The sequence below is a fragment of the Zhongshania sp. genome, from assembly GCF_041584495.1.
Lineage (GTDB): Bacteria > Pseudomonadota > Gammaproteobacteria > Pseudomonadales > Spongiibacteraceae > Spongiibacter.
Map to the genome: position 1 here is coordinate 1 of NZ_JBFHDY010000104.1, position 13,093 is coordinate 13,093.

At 52.9% G+C, this 13,093-nt stretch carries 16 protein-coding genes and 1 pseudogene; 15 read left to right on the forward strand and 2 right to left on the reverse strand.

Translation table 11 applies throughout. The annotated features are described in order from the left end of the window. Nucleotides 1–83: pseudogene (locus tag ABYP33_RS14480) on the reverse strand (thiol reductase thioredoxin); the annotation flags it as partial. A gap of 90 nt (nucleotides 84–173) precedes the next feature. On the opposite strand from ABYP33_RS14480, the gene ABYP33_RS14485 reads away from it, so the two are divergent. The 3 genes from ABYP33_RS14485 to waaA all read left to right on the forward strand — a co-directional run bounded on the left by ABYP33_RS14485 (nucleotide 174) and on the right by waaA (nucleotide 3,189). Continuing rightward, nucleotides 174–1,118, forward strand: coding sequence for a hypothetical protein (locus ABYP33_RS14485; protein WP_373091850.1), 945 nt, complete (start codon nucleotides 174–176; stop codon nucleotides 1,116–1,118). Nucleotides 1,119–1,120: 2 nt separating this feature from the next. Next, nucleotides 1,121–1,774, forward strand: coding sequence for an isoprenoid biosynthesis glyoxalase ElbB (gene elbB / locus ABYP33_RS14490; protein ID WP_373091851.1), 654 nt, complete (start codon nucleotides 1,121–1,123; stop codon nucleotides 1,772–1,774). A 128-nt stretch (nucleotides 1,775–1,902) separates the two neighbouring features. Further along, the gene (gene waaA / locus ABYP33_RS14495; RefSeq protein ID WP_373091854.1) at nucleotides 1,903–3,189 is read left to right on the forward strand and encodes a lipid IV(A) 3-deoxy-D-manno-octulosonic acid transferase; all 1,287 of its coding nucleotides are present in this window, start codon (nucleotides 1,903–1,905) and stop codon (nucleotides 3,187–3,189) included. On the opposite strand, the gene ABYP33_RS14500 is transcribed toward waaA, so the two are convergent. Beyond that, the gene (locus ABYP33_RS14500; RefSeq protein WP_373091855.1) at nucleotides 3,179–4,624 is read right to left on the reverse strand and encodes a TolC family outer membrane protein; all 1,446 of its coding nucleotides are present in this window, start codon (nucleotides 4,622–4,624) and stop codon (nucleotides 3,179–3,181) included. The two genes, waaA and ABYP33_RS14500, sit on opposite strands and share 11 nt — an antisense overlap. Before the next feature lie 121 nt (nucleotides 4,625–4,745). Here ABYP33_RS14500 and ABYP33_RS14505 point away from each other — a divergent pair, with 121 nt between their 5' ends. The 12 genes from ABYP33_RS14505 (at nucleotide 4,746) to ABYP33_RS14560 (ending at nucleotide 13,043) form a co-directional block, all read left to right on the forward strand. Then, nucleotides 4,746–5,189, forward strand: a complete 444-nt coding sequence (locus tag ABYP33_RS14505; RefSeq protein ID WP_008253355.1) for a DUF1249 domain-containing protein — start codon at nucleotides 4,746–4,748, stop codon at nucleotides 5,187–5,189. 73 nt (nucleotides 5,190–5,262) lie between these two features. Next, complete coding sequence (gene cpdA / locus ABYP33_RS14510; protein WP_373091856.1) at nucleotides 5,263–6,069, forward strand: 3',5'-cyclic-AMP phosphodiesterase; 807 nt, start codon at nucleotides 5,263–5,265, stop codon at nucleotides 6,067–6,069. Then, entirely contained in the window at nucleotides 6,066–6,647 is a 582-nt protein-coding gene (locus ABYP33_RS14515) for a YqiA/YcfP family alpha/beta fold hydrolase (RefSeq protein WP_373091858.1), read from the forward strand. Before cpdA ends, ABYP33_RS14515 begins: the two co-directional genes overlap by 4 nt. A gap of 99 nt (nucleotides 6,648–6,746) precedes the next feature. Continuing rightward, nucleotides 6,747–8,636, forward strand: a complete 1,890-nt coding sequence (parE, locus tag ABYP33_RS14520) for a DNA topoisomerase IV subunit B (protein ID WP_373091859.1) — start codon at nucleotides 6,747–6,749, stop codon at nucleotides 8,634–8,636. A 92-nt stretch (nucleotides 8,637–8,728) separates the two neighbouring features. Beyond that, nucleotides 8,729–9,109, forward strand: coding sequence for a VOC family protein (locus tag ABYP33_RS14525; protein WP_373091861.1), 381 nt, complete (start codon nucleotides 8,729–8,731; stop codon nucleotides 9,107–9,109). Nucleotides 9,110–9,351: 242 nt separating this feature from the next. Beyond that, complete coding sequence (locus ABYP33_RS14530) at nucleotides 9,352–9,504, forward strand: hypothetical protein (protein WP_373091863.1); 153 nt, start codon at nucleotides 9,352–9,354, stop codon at nucleotides 9,502–9,504. A 36-nt stretch (nucleotides 9,505–9,540) separates the two neighbouring features. Next, a complete protein-coding gene (locus ABYP33_RS14535) occupies nucleotides 9,541–10,137 on the forward strand; it encodes a pyridoxal 5'-phosphate synthase (protein WP_373091865.1) in 597 nt (198 codons plus the stop codon). A gap of 284 nt (nucleotides 10,138–10,421) precedes the next feature. Beyond that, nucleotides 10,422–10,907, forward strand: a complete 486-nt coding sequence (locus ABYP33_RS14540; RefSeq protein WP_373091866.1) for a hypothetical protein — start codon at nucleotides 10,422–10,424, stop codon at nucleotides 10,905–10,907. A gap of 69 nt (nucleotides 10,908–10,976) precedes the next feature. Then, complete coding sequence (locus ABYP33_RS14545; protein ID WP_373091867.1) at nucleotides 10,977–11,249, forward strand: hypothetical protein; 273 nt, start codon at nucleotides 10,977–10,979, stop codon at nucleotides 11,247–11,249. A 177-nt stretch (nucleotides 11,250–11,426) separates the two neighbouring features. Next, nucleotides 11,427–11,945, forward strand: a complete 519-nt coding sequence (locus ABYP33_RS14550) for a hypothetical protein (protein WP_373091868.1) — start codon at nucleotides 11,427–11,429, stop codon at nucleotides 11,943–11,945. Further along, complete coding sequence (locus ABYP33_RS14555; protein ID WP_373091869.1) at nucleotides 11,854–12,447, forward strand: hypothetical protein; 594 nt, start codon at nucleotides 11,854–11,856, stop codon at nucleotides 12,445–12,447. Before ABYP33_RS14550 ends, ABYP33_RS14555 begins: the two co-directional genes overlap by 92 nt. 173 nt (nucleotides 12,448–12,620) lie before the next feature. Further along, nucleotides 12,621–13,043 carry a cytochrome c5 family protein gene (locus ABYP33_RS14560; RefSeq protein WP_373091870.1) on the forward strand — a complete coding sequence of 141 codons (423 nt, stop codon included), beginning with the start codon at nucleotides 12,621–12,623 and terminating at the stop codon, nucleotides 13,041–13,043. The last annotated feature ends 50 nt before the right edge of the window (nucleotides 13,044–13,093 follow it).

Consider the following 13,093-nt stretch of genomic DNA (forward strand, 5'->3'; position numbering starts at 1 on the left):
AAATCGACCAGTACAGGTACGTCTGACTTCAGCACGTCTTCTTCAAAGCTGCTGTCGGTGACGTGAACGATGTTGTCGCTCATGTTATTTCTCCGATTACACATCATAAAATTGAGGATGTGCGATGATAGCACAGGATTTGGGCGGAAGTGAAAACAGGCGAGGGTGTAAATTTGACGGCGGATTCATATATAGCAGCAATTGATATGGGCTCTAATAGCTTTCATTTATTGATTGGCCAACTTCGGCATAGAACATGGCGGCCCTGCTATAAGACCGAGCGTAAGGTGCAGCTGGCGGCGGGGAATGCTGGCGGATTTTTACAGGCCGAGGCGCAAATGCGAGCATTGACCTGTTTGGCGGAGTTTAAACAAATACTGGGGGGCTACGATCCTATGCCCCTGCATATTGTGGCCACTGCGTCGCTGCGGGGCATGGCGAATGCGGCGTCATTTTGTGGGCAAGTGCAGAGCTTGTTAGGGGTAATGCCAGAGATTGTCAGTGGTGAGCTGGAGGCCGAGTTGGTTTATCTCGGGGTCGGCAACGAGGCTGGCGATGGCGCACAATTGGTGGTTGATATAGGCGGTGGCAGTACGGAGTTGGCGTTTGGTCGCGGCCCGCGTATGGCGCGGGGGCGCAGTGTGGCGGTGGGCTGCTTGAGCTATTTGCGTTATTTTCCCGAGGGGCGCCTAGGGGGAGCCGACTTTAACGCGGCGCTGGGTGCCGCGCGAGTGGAATTTGAGCGCGCCGCCGCGACACTCGCGCTGCCACCCGGTGTTGCGGTTGTCGGTTGCTCGGGAACCTTATTGGCCGTTGAACAGGTGCTTATGGCCCGGCGTGGTCATGCAGCGGGAATTTACCGAGATGATTTGCGGCACTTGGTGGCAGATTTGCAGTCCTTTACACGTGTGGAGTCGGTATTTTTTGCGGGGCTAGCCGAAGATCGGCAGTCTATTTTTGCCTCGGGATTAGCCATTGTACTTGCGCTTTTTGAGGCATTAAATATCGATGAGATGGTGGTTTCTGAGCGAGGTCTGCGCGAAGGAATTCTTGAGCGCAGCGTTAATGCTGGGGTGGTATCGACTGCGTCAGTAGAGATCAAGCATAAAGGAGGATAGGTATGAAAAAAGTAGCGTTATTGTTAGCGGGTTGCGGCGTGTATGACGGTTCTGAAATTTACGAGAGCGTGCTGACCATGCTGTCGCTAGAAAATCACGATGCGAGTTACCAGTGCTTTGCGCCAGATATAGAGCAAATGCATGTGATTAACCACCTTAGTGGTGAAGTGGCCGAGGGTGAGTGCCGCAATGTGCTGGTGGAATCGGCGCGCTTGGCGCGGGGGCGGGTGAAAAACTTGAATGAGGCAAGCATCGCAGATTTTGATGCCGTTATTGTGCCCGGTGGCTTTGGGGTGGCCAAAAACTTGTCCGACTTCGCGGTTAACGGCACTGACATGAGTGTGCTGCCTGAGGTGCTCAGCTTTATACAGGCGATGCATGGCGCGGCGAAGCCGGTTGGTCTAATTTGTATTGCGCCGACCATGGCCGTGCGCATTTTTGGTTCTGGTGTAAAGTGCACTATTGGCTGTGATGCTGATACTGCGGCAGCGATTACGGCCATGGGCGGTAATCATCAGGTGTGCGCAGTTGACGAGGTTTGCATTGATAAAGACATGAAGCTGGTGACCACCCCCGCCTATATGGTGGCGGGCAGTATCGCTGAGGCGGCCAGAGGTATTAACCGCTGCGTTAGGGAAGTACTGAGTTTGGCCTGAAAGGTAAATTAAAACCGCGTTTTAAACAAAGGTGCGGTTTTAGGCGGGGTATAATGGCCAGCAAACCCACCGTTGTGAGCTCTTTTAATTGCCGTGGCGTGTTAAACGTCGGAGTTTAAATCTTATTTATGCCCCGTTTTTTCTACAGTGTTTTTTTCTATTTAATCTTGCCTTTGGTACTGGTGCGATTGCTGTGGCGGGCGTCGCGGGCGCCTGCCTACCGGCACCGGATTGCTGAGCGTTTTGGGTTTTTTAAGCCCCCAGCGCATACCGGTGGTTTGTGGGTGCATGCGGTGTCGGTGGGTGAAAGTATTGCGGCGGCGCCGCTGATTAATTATTTTTTGGCTGAGCACCCCCAGTTGCCGGTGGTAGTTACCACCATGACACCCACTGGCTCGGATCGGGTGCAGGCCATGTTTGGTGATCGGGTGTTTCACGTTTATGCACCCTACGATTTACCTGATGCGATTGCGCGATTTTTAAACCGGATTCAACCCCGCGCGGCGGTGATAATGGAAACTGAAATTTGGCCGAATATGGTTTGCCAGACCGAGACGCGAGGGATTCCAGTGATCCTCGCCAATGCTCGTCTGTCGGCGCGCTCGGCTCGGGGTTACGGTCATCTTGGCAGTTTGAGTCGAGACGTATTTTCGCGGTTTGGTCAGGTCGTGGCACAAAGCGCCGCCGATGGTGCGCGGTTTGCCGCGTTGGGTGTTCGTGAGGCCAATTTGACGGTGTCCGGCAGTATAAAATTTGATTTGGCCATTTCCGCAGAATTACAAGCGCAGGCGAGCGCACTGCGCCGTCATTGGTTGGGTGAACGCGCTGTGTGGATCGCTGCCAGTACCCATGCTGGCGAGGATGAAGTGCTGCTCGCCGCTCACCGGACGTTATTGGCGCAACACCCCGACGCTTTGCTTATTCTTGTGCCTCGTCACCCAGAGCGTTTTCCAAAGGTGGCTGAGTTGATTGCCAACAACGATTTGAACTTTGAGCGTCGCAGCGCGAGTCTAGCCAGCGCTGTCGCTGCCCCTGTGGCAAGCGTTACATCGGTTATTTTAGGCGATACTATGGGCGAGTTGCTGCTGCTATTAGGCTGCGCAGATATTGCTTTTGTCGGCGGCAGTATAATCGACCATGGTGGTCATAATACCTTGGAGCCTGCAGCCTGGGGTTTGCCGGTGGTGACCGGGCTGAGTGACTTCAATTTTGCTGAAATCAGTGCTTTGCTAGAGACGGCGGGTGGCTTGCAAAAAATTGATAGCGACGGGGCGCTGGCTGGGGTATTGCAGGCTTTGTTTGCCGACCCCCTTTGCCGTCAGCGGCAGGGCGCGGCGGCAAAGGCGGTGGTAGACAATAATCGCGGCGCCTTGCAGCGCTTGCTTGCGATTATTGAAGGCTATCTTAAGGATTAACGCTGGTGGCGGGAGAGTGGTTGCTTAGCGAGACCGATTCTGATGCCTGTAACCATTTATTGAAATAAAGGATGTCGGCGGGGCTTAAGGTGCCGGCATTTAATTTCAATTTCAGCACGTTCACGACGTAATCATAACGCGCATTTGTGTAGTCGCGCATTGCGGCGTAGAGCCTGCGCTGAGCGTCTAACACGTCGACGATATTACGCGTGCCCACCTCATAACCTGCTTCCGTTGCGTCAAGGGCGCTGCGAGTAGAAATAATGTTTTGGTGACGTGCATTAACCGTCTGTACATTGGTATAGACCGCAATATGCTGGGCGCGGGTGCCAGTAATGACTTGGCGCTGGGTGGCTTGGGCATTGTAATTGGCGGCATTGTACTGCTCGTAAGCTTGGCGGCGACCGGCGCTGATGCCGCCACCGGCAAACAGTGGCATCGTCAGGGTAATACGCAGCGCTTCTGATTCGGTGTAGGTGTCTGGTGGTGTTGAAAACGTGCTGCTTGGCATATAGCGGGTGGTGCCATCTAGGTCTTCCTTGTTGGCGGTGAAACTGCCGGTAATCTTGGGTAGGTGGCCCATTTTCTTGGCTTGTGCCGACTGGTAAGCAGACGCGGCACCAGCGGTAGAGACTTTCAGTAATTTATTGTTGGCGAGAGCAAAGTCCACCCACTCGGCACGATCCAATGGTTCGGGCATGGTAATAGGGAAATCAGACTTCAGAGACCACAAATTATTGTGCTCTTGTCCTGTCAGGTTACTGAGATTCGCACGGGCAATCGCCAAATTGCCTTCAAAACCTAGACGCTGCGCTACTGTACTGTCGTACACCGCGCGGGCTTCGTGAACGTCGGTAATTGCGATCAGGCCAACATCAAAGCGCTGTTGGGTTTGCTCGAATTGGCGTTTGGCGGCACGTTCTTCGGCTTTGGAGGCGTCTAAGTTTTCGCGACCGCGCAGCACATTAAAATAGGCTTCGGAAACCCGTATGATTAATTGCTGCTGCTCGTAGGCTAACTGGGCCTCCGCTTGCTCAGAGATCTTTTTACCGGCGCGGAAGGTAAACCAAGCAGGTAGGTCAAATAAAGCTTGGTTCAACGAAACAGAATAAGATTCCGTTTCGCTATCGGTTGATGTCTGTTGGTCAATCGTGGTCGGGCTGGCACCTGGCGTAGAAGAAAAATTAACACTTTTACTTTCGCGGTCGGTCTCCGCGTCTTGGTAGTACGCTTGGGCGGTGACCTGTGGCAGCAGTGCTGCGCGACCGAGTTTCTCGGTTTCAATATTGGCGCGATAGCTGGCTTCCGCTGATTTGAGCTGAGGATCGTTTTTTACCGCTAGCTCGTAAACATCGAGCAAGGTGTCGGCGAATATGGATTGGCTGGTGAATAGCGCGGCGATAGAAACATTGAGAAGATGACGTTTGGCAATCATAGAGTTAACCTGTGCTCCAGTGCGGGAGGTTTAGATAGTCAAGGAGTGTACCAAACTCCAGCGGATTGAGAATGAATATTAACTAAAGTTATGGTTTAGATGGCTAAATATTGGGAGGCGTGTGAGTAGTCAACGCTATCAAATTGATCTCAGCGGCCACTTGGCTGATTGCGAACTGAATTTTCGGCGCTTGCGGCAGTTATTACCCGCCGACGCCGAGGCGGGGGATTGTCTGCGTTTTGGGGTGGCGGCCAATATGGTTGAACTGCTGGTCAAAGAGCGCGCACCTTACACCACCATGCTGGAACTGCGGTTACACAAACCATTGTTGCTTGGGCTGCCAGTGCCCTCTTTACAGGTGCGAGTCTATCATGACGCTAAATTGGCCGAGGTCATGGGTGCTAGCGGTTTGCGCCCACTAAAACCGCGTTATGCCTACCCCAATGCGGGCATGTTGCAACGCGATGAAAAAGCTCAGCAAAACACGTATTTGGGCGAGTGGCTGAGTCTGTGCTTAGCGCTGGGGCATTCGCTGGAGAACCCGCTGAATCTTCTCGAAATATGATAGCGGCTGCGAAATTTACTGGTGCTGGCAAAGGTCATACCGTATAAATCAAGCAATGGATAATGAGGTAACGGTGAAATTGCCTGTTCAGTCTAACAAGGCCCCGCTCTGTGTGGTGCAAATTAGCGATTGTCATCTGGGTGCTGATCTCGGCGACTCACTGCTTGGTATGGATACCGACAATAGCCTAGAGGCCGTTCTTCAGGCAGTGGCCGAGGAGTGTCCCGCAATAGATGTGCTAGTCGCCTCCGGTGATTTGGCCGCCCACGGTGACGCCAGCGCCTACCAGCGTTTGGCTGCGCGCCTGAAGGGAATGGCAAAGCAAATAGTGTGGCTGCCGGGCAACCATGACAATAGCGAGCTGATGCAGAATATTGTCGGTGCCCAGTGGATGCCGAGTCGTATTGAGTTGGGCGACTGGCAGCTGGTATTTTTAAATTCATCGGTGCCGGGGCAGGTTGGCGGTAATTTGGCCGCCGATCAATTAGCGATCTTGGCCGACGCTGCGCGCGTTGATTGCCCCGCGCTAGTTTTTGTGCATCACCATTTGCAGCCGGTCGGCTGTGCTTGGCTCGATGAGCAGCGGATCGCAAATGCCGACGCGGTGTTTGCCGCCATTGCCAATAAAGATCAGTTTAAAGCGATTGTTTGCGGTCACGTTCACCAGCAGTCAGAGCAATTGTTTCAAAATATTGGCTTGCTAAGCACACCCTCGACCTGTGTTCAGTTCGCGCCTAACAGTGCTAATTTTGCTTTGGATGAGTGCAATCCAGCTTATCGCCGGTTTTGGCTGGGGGATAAACGTGAGTTTCAGACGAGAGTGTCGCGGGTAAAAGATGTAATATTCGCGGTTGATAATTCGGCTCGTGGTTACGAATGACGGCAACGCTAATTTATATTCATGGTTTTTTATCGTCACCGCTCTCAACCAAGGCTCAGCAGCTCGGTGAATTTGTTGCCGCTCAGTATCCGGATATTGACTGTATAATTCCCGGTTTGTCGAATAACCCCGGTGAAGCGTGTCAGCAAGTTGATCGCCTAGTGCAAGATTGCCTGCGACAGCGCGCGGGGCCTCTTGGTCTGGTCGGTAGCTCCCTCGGTGGATTTTTGGCCACGGTAATGGCAGAGCGCTATGATTTGTCCGCGGTCTTGATCAACCCAGCGGTTGAGCCACATAATTTTGCCGAACATTTTATTGGTGTCCATCGCAACCCGTATACCGAGGTGGATTTTAGCCTCACAACGGCCGATATTGATGCGCTTCGCAATATGGGTGTGGCGCCTCAAGCCAGTCGCTACTGGGTATTGGTACAAGAGGCAGATGAAGTATTGGATTACCGCCGAGCCCTCGATTTTTATCGGGGTGGCAAAATCACCGTGGAGGCAGGTGGCGATCACAGCTTTCAGGGCTTTGACCGCCATTTAGAGGCCGTGGTGGATTTTTTGCAGTTGGCGTAATGCCACTGCAAAATGAATAGTTGAGGATCGTTGCCGCATTGGCGACGGCGTTTTATTACATAATTAGACAATGCGGCCCTGCCGCTAAAATGGTTTTAAATGTCACAATATGATGCGCAGTCCATAGAAGTTCTTACCGGTTTAGAGCCAGTTCGCAAGCGGCCGGGGATGTACACTGATACCACTCGGCCAAATCATCTTGCTCAAGAAGTGATCGATAACAGCGTCGATGAGGCGTTGGCTGGGCACGCCAAAGAAGTCACGGTTACGCTCTACAATGACGGTTCCCTGAGCTGCGCCGATGACGGTCGCGGCATGCCGGTAGATATTCACAAGGAACAGGGCTTGCCGGGGGTGGAGGTCATTATGTGTACCCTGCATGCTGGGGGTAAGTTCTCAAATGACAATTATCAATTCTCCGGTGGTTTGCACGGGGTAGGGGTGTCGGTTGTTAACGCCCTGTCTAGCGCGCTTGAAATTGTTATTAAACGCGACGGCCAAGTGCATCAAATGTTCTTTGCTGACGGCGACAAGGCGTCGGAGCTGGCGGTGATTGATAGTTGCGGCAAGCGCAATACCGGCACTTATATTCGCTTTACCCCTAGCCCTAAGTATTTCGACACCGCCAAATTCTCGGTGCGGCGCCTCAAGCATGTATTGCGGGCAAAGGCAGTTTTATGCCCAGGCCTGAAGGTTATCTTTGTCGATGAGACGGGTACCGAGAGCGAAGAGTGGTATTACGAAGATGGCTTGCGTGACTACCTGGCCAGCCATACTCGCGAGTACGACACGCTGCCAGCAGAGCCGTTTATCGGTCATTTTAGCGGCCGCTCTGAGGCGGTAGATTGGGCGGTGCAGTGGTTGCCCGAGGGCGGCGAGCCGCTAGCTGAGTCGTATGTGAATCTGATTCCCACGGCGCAGGGCGGCACCCATGTAAATGGCTTGCGCAGCGGTTTGCTTGACGCCATGCGCGAGTTTTGTGAATTTCGCAGCTTGATTCCCCGTGGTGTCAAACTCGCACCTGACGATATTTGGGAAAAATGCAGCTATGTGTTGTCGTCTAAATTGGCCGACCCGCAGTTTTCAGGCCAGACCAAGGAGCGTTTAAGCTCGCGAGAAGCCGCCGCTTTTGTGTCAGGGGTCGCCAAAGACGCCTTTAGCCTGTGGCTAAACCAGCATACCGAAGATGCCGAAAAGCTTGCCGAACTTTGCATAAACAATGCCCAGTCGCGTATGCGTAAAGCCAAAAAGGTGGTGCGTAAAAAAGTGTCCGCGGGGCCTGCGTTACCCGGTAAATTGGCCGACTGTTCCGGTGGCGACATCGAGCGATCCGAGCTGTTTCTGGTTGAGGGTGACTCGGCGGGTGGCTCGGCCAAGCAGGCGCGAGATCGTCAGTTTCAGGCGATACTGCCCTTGCGCGGCAAAATTTTAAATACCTGGGAAGTCGAGTCTCAGCAGATCTTGGCCTCACAGGAAGTGCATGATATCTCCGTGGCCATGGGCATCGACCCCGACTCAAATGACCTTAGCGGTCTGCGTTACAATAAAATATGCGTGCTAGCCGATGCGGACTCAGACGGACTGCACATTGCCACTTTGTTGTGTGCGCTGTTTTTGCGGCACTTTAGACCATTAGTTGAGAAGGGGCATGTTTATATCGCCATGCCACCGCTATACCGTATTGACCTTGGTAAAGACGTATTTTATGCGCTGGATAATGCCGAGAAGCAGGGCATTATGGATCGTCTCGAAGCTGAAAATAAGCGCGGCAAAATAGCGGTCACCCGCTTTAAAGGCTTGGGTGAAATGAATCCGCTGCAATTGCGCGAGACGGTTATGGATCCCAATACGCGGCGGTTGGTGCGATTGTCGATAGAAGACGGCGACGAAACCGATGGCCTGATGGACATGCTGTTGTCTAAAAAACGGGCGCCAGACCGCAAGAGTTGGCTTGAAACCAGCGGCGATGAAGCAGAGGTTTTACTGTGATTGTCGCTTTTGAAATTTGCGGAACGGAATGAGTCATTTATAGCGTAAGCTCAATTGCGAGTTGCGTATAGTCGATACAAGGAGAATAACAAATGTTTAGTCATATTATGGTTGGTGCAAATGATGTTCAGGCGTCGAAGGTATTTTACGACGCTGTTCTCGGCGCAATGGGTTACCAGCCGGGTGTTTTTGACGACCGGGGTCGTTGCTTTTATTTTACCGAGAGCGGCATTTTTGCGATTACGCCGCCAATCGACGGTAATGCCGCAAGCCATGGCAATGGCTCTACTATCGGCTTTGCCGCCAAAGATCCGGCGCAAGCTGACGCTTGGCACGCAGCGGGATTGGCCAATGGCGGCGTGAGCTGCGAAGAGGCGCCGGGTGTTCGCGAAGGTGGTTTAGGAAAATTATACCTCGCCTATTTGCGGGACCCATCGGGTAATAAGATTTGTGCCTTGCACCGGATGGCGTAGAACGAAGCGGTAACAAAAGGGCGAGGTCTTAATTTTAAGCCTCGCCCTTTTTTGTGTACGCCCGTTCTGGTGTCCGAGCATCAAATAATAGCGGTATTAAAGTGGGCGCTGTTGCGATGAAAATTACATTGTTTGGTGCCACTGGTCAGCTTGGCAGTGAGTGTTTGCAGCAGGCGGTCGCCGCCGGATCTCTGCACTGATGTGACGCGGATTATTCTCGATGCCTTGCGCGGCGACTGCAAATGACTCCGGGGCCGATGCGAGGTGATTATCGCCTAGGTTTTGACCGCTTCAATGGCTTTTCGCGTATTAGTTTCGCTGATTGTGCGCACGCGATGTTGGCCATGTTAGAAGGTGATTGCTGGCTGCACCGCGCGCCAATAGTGCAATACTAAATACTCTTTAGCGTTTACTTATACTTGGACTAATTTATGTTTGATCCCATCGCGGATTTCGCCGTGGATTGGCAAGCGGCGCAAGCTCAAAAATTGGCGAATGCGCGTTATTGCTCACTGGCCACAGTCGGGCTTGATGGTAGGCCGGTAACGCGAACATTGGTATTGCGCGCAGTGACCGATAACGCCCTAGTGCTCTTTGTCAGCGCCAGTAGCCCCAAGTGGCAGCAGCTGAAAAATAACGGGAACTTTGAAATCTTGGTTTTTTGGCCGGAGTTGCTGCGCCAATACCGCTTGGGTGGCAATCAACTTCGCGAATTATCGGCGGCTGAGATGAATGATCATTGGCAGCGCAAGCCCTATGAAGCAAAAATCCTTGACCTCTATTATGTAAATCACCAGGCACAAAGTGCCGTCATAGAAAGTAGAGAGGCTTTCCTCGCTGACATAGCGAAGCTCAAAGCGGATTATCCCCGCGATGAGGATATCCCGCTGATGGATAATGCCTTGGGTTTGCAGCTGACAGTGAATTTTGTCGAGCGCTGGCAGGTCGGTGGGGGTGGCGATATGCATCAACGGACTTTATGGACCCAGAGTGAGGGCGGTTGGCAGCGCCAATTTTTGGTGCCTTAAGCTCTGATGTTGGCGCGCGTTGTCCTTGATTGCGGCTACGTAAATGTGAACTCCGTCGTAATCTATAAACAATAAATAAATCAAGATCTTGCTGAATACGCCAGGTATCATTTGCGACCACTATGACATAAATCTAATAAATTGTGACAACTCATTCGGCTTATTGGCCGATATCTAGATCATCTCTTTAACTGTAGCGACTCGTTTTAATTGCGCACCGCATACGTGAACCAGTGGCGGGTAAACCCGAAATAAAACAATGCATAATAAATGGGAGTTTAGCTATGAGATATTTATCCGCACTGCGTGCGGCCTTGGGCTTGTGTTTGTTCTTCGCTGTGAGTGATGTTCTCGCGGCGCCGTGTTTGATTTTTGTACACCGCAAGCAAACGGACACCAATACCTATACCAGCTGGAATTCAGCGCGTAATTACTGGGTAAATGGCAGTAACGACTTTGTGCGTACCGCCACTAAAAATTACTCGGCGTCACACTATGTGGTGGGTTACAACGGCACCAAACCCTATAGGGATGCCTTGGCGGCCGGCGAGGTAGCCAATGAAATCGTTGCGGCAACCAATGGCGTTGCCGATGGTGGCGGTAATCGCTGCGCGCAAACCTATGCTCAAGGTGGCCCATTTTGGATTATTGCCCACAGCATGGGCGGAACGGTAACGGATTATATCTTGGGAAATAATGACGCCTCTGACCCAAACTACAATTACAACGGACCCTATGACACACCGTGGCAACACGCGTTGGCATTGTGATTACCTTAGGCGGTGCGTACCGGTTCCAGTGGGGCTGCAACTGGGCCGCAGCTTGGATACAGGACTGTGATGATGCGACGTGGTGGCTGCGCAGCAGCGATGATGTGCAGGTTCGCACTTACGCCAGTGCAGCCAGCGAAAAACATCTACCTAACAGGGGGCTACGAAGCCATATTTGGCGCCATCGCCTGCTTAAGCGGTGAAGACGACGGCGTTGTGCAATACGCCTCTATTTTTGCCTGTAGTGGTAGCGCGAGCTACAACAACAGTAATGTGTGCGGCAATAGCGCCAAACAGGAAGTTTCCGGTTTCCGGTTTCCGGAACTTGGACGCGGCCCATGAAAATCACAGTGACGAACGCGACGCCAGCGACTCTGATGTACGTCGGCAGATTCCCAATGGCATTTGGACATGTAGCGGCGCGCCGTGCGCAGCCAATACCCAAGTCCAGAGTTCAATGACCAGTGCTAGTTTTATTTGCACTTTGTATTAATTGGCCTAATTTAAGGGAGTCTCACAATGGAAAGAAAAAACATTCAGCCCCTATTGGCGGCATCGTTATTTAGTTTGGCGCCAATGGCGACAATCGCGGTGGTAACGCCAGATCTCACGGCGCAGGCGGCGGAGTACCACACCATGGGCCGTTACCGTAAGTGGTCGCAGCCGGCATCCGGAGCCCTAGCTGACCCCCTGCAAGCGGGGCGTCAAGCGACAGTGCAAACCCAGGCGGGGCCTGCGGGCGCCGGACCTGCGTTGTCAGTGTGGGCTTCGGATATTCGCTATGGTACTGGCGACACGGCGCATTTTTACTCCTCGCTAGCTGAGCGCCCAGTAAACCCAGTGAATTTACTGGCGCCAGCGCCAAGGAGTGCTGCCGGGCCTTGGGCTCTGACTGGGGAGTTGGTCGACAATAATGGTCAGCAACTGGCCCTGCTGAGCTATCGCGATGATGGCAAAGGTGGCGATCAACAAGCGGGGGGACGGGGTGTATACCGCCAGCTATGTTTTGCCCGCGAGCCATCAGCCGGACTTGGGTAGCGCCAAGAATATCGCTATCAAAGTGACTGCTGTTAATACAGATCAAGACCAGCGCGTCGCGCTGGGCGGTTTCCTCTTTAGTCAGTCGGGCGCGCAGCGCAATGGCGAGTATCGAGATCGCTTGAGCGACGGCAGCGTAGTGGTTGCCGCCAAGGTAGATGTTGCGGTCGCCGGTCGTTACCACTTGGCGGGCGTCTTGGCCTCAGCTTTGGGTGAACCCTTGTCTTTATCGCAAAATGCGGTTCATTTGAAGCCCGGCAGTCACTGGGTAGACTTACGCTTTTACGGTTTGATCCTCCGCGAGGCAGGTGTGTCAGGGCCGTATACCTTGAGCTCCGTGACGTTAACCACTGCAGGGGCAATGCCGAATGCACTTGGTCCGGTAGTGACTGCAGCGCATGTGACAAAACCCTACTTAAATGTTCAGTTCACCGATAATCCCTTTGCCCGGCCGGATTTACTGGGCGCTGCGACACGACTGGAGGGCTTGGTTAAACGCTAGTTTTAGCCAAATATGGAAAAGGGGCGGCTCTGGTCGCCCGTTTTTGTGGGCGTAATCGCGATGGATAAATGCCAGTGTTGGAGTAATCGCGGTCATGCCGCTATAATGCCGCCAGTAAATTTGCGGGCTGATCAGCCCTGAATGTCGAGAGGGCGTAAACTGTGAAGAGTGTAATGTTAAAGAAATTGGCGGCCGTTGTTGGTTTGCTCATGGTGTGTGTGTCTGCTTGGGCGCTGACCGATAAGCAGTACAGCGAAGTTGAGTCTCGTATTCAGCCCGCGGGTAAGGTTTGTCTACAGGGTGATAGCAGCTGTGGCGCTGCAGTTGCCGCGGCCGGTGGCGCAGCTAAATCAGGTGAAGAAGTATACAAAAGTAGCTGCCAAGGCTGTCATGCCGTTGGTGCTGGCGGCGCGCCAAAGCTTGGGGACGCGGCAGACTGGAAAGCGCGTAGCGCCAAAGGTATGGACCAGGTCTATAGCAATGCTATTAATGGCTTTAGCAATATCGGTATGATGCCAGCTAAGGGCTTGTGCATGAGCTGTTCTGACGATGAAGTGATAGCGGCAGTCGATTATATGATCGAAAACAGCAAGTAATCATTTCCGTGAGCGAATCAGCCGCGCTTTAGCGCGGCTTTTTTTTTTGC

Excerpts from the sequence above, each read along its gene's own strand:
- elbB (WP_373091851.1), top strand. The coding sequence starts at position 1,121 with ATGAAAAAAGTAGCGTTATTGTTAGCGGGTTGCGGCGTGTATGACGGT.
- waaA (WP_373091854.1), top strand. The coding sequence starts at position 1,903 with ATGCCCCGTTTTTTCTACAGTGTTTTTTTCTATTTAATCTTGCCTTTG.
- ABYP33_RS14500 (WP_373091855.1), bottom strand. The coding sequence starts at position 4,624 with ATGATTGCCAAACGTCATCTTCTCAATGTTTCTATCGCCGCGCTATTC.
- ABYP33_RS14515 (WP_373091858.1), top strand. The coding sequence starts at position 6,066 with ATGACGGCAACGCTAATTTATATTCATGGTTTTTTATCGTCACCGCTC.
- parE (WP_373091859.1), top strand. The coding sequence starts at position 6,747 with ATGTCACAATATGATGCGCAGTCCATAGAAGTTCTTACCGGTTTAGAG.
- ABYP33_RS14525 (WP_373091861.1), top strand. The coding sequence starts at position 8,729 with ATGTTTAGTCATATTATGGTTGGTGCAAATGATGTTCAGGCGTCGAAG.
- ABYP33_RS14530 (WP_373091863.1), top strand. The coding sequence starts at position 9,352 with ATGACTCCGGGGCCGATGCGAGGTGATTATCGCCTAGGTTTTGACCGC.
- ABYP33_RS14535 (WP_373091865.1), top strand. The coding sequence starts at position 9,541 with ATGTTTGATCCCATCGCGGATTTCGCCGTGGATTGGCAAGCGGCGCAA.
- ABYP33_RS14540 (WP_373091866.1), top strand. The coding sequence starts at position 10,422 with ATGAGATATTTATCCGCACTGCGTGCGGCCTTGGGCTTGTGTTTGTTC.
- ABYP33_RS14545 (WP_373091867.1), top strand. The coding sequence starts at position 10,977 with ATGATGCGACGTGGTGGCTGCGCAGCAGCGATGATGTGCAGGTTCGCA.
- ABYP33_RS14550 (WP_373091868.1), top strand. The coding sequence starts at position 11,427 with ATGGAAAGAAAAAACATTCAGCCCCTATTGGCGGCATCGTTATTTAGT.
- ABYP33_RS14555 (WP_373091869.1), top strand. The coding sequence starts at position 11,854 with ATGATGGCAAAGGTGGCGATCAACAAGCGGGGGGACGGGGTGTATACC.
- ABYP33_RS14560 (WP_373091870.1), top strand. The coding sequence starts at position 12,621 with ATGTTAAAGAAATTGGCGGCCGTTGTTGGTTTGCTCATGGTGTGTGTG.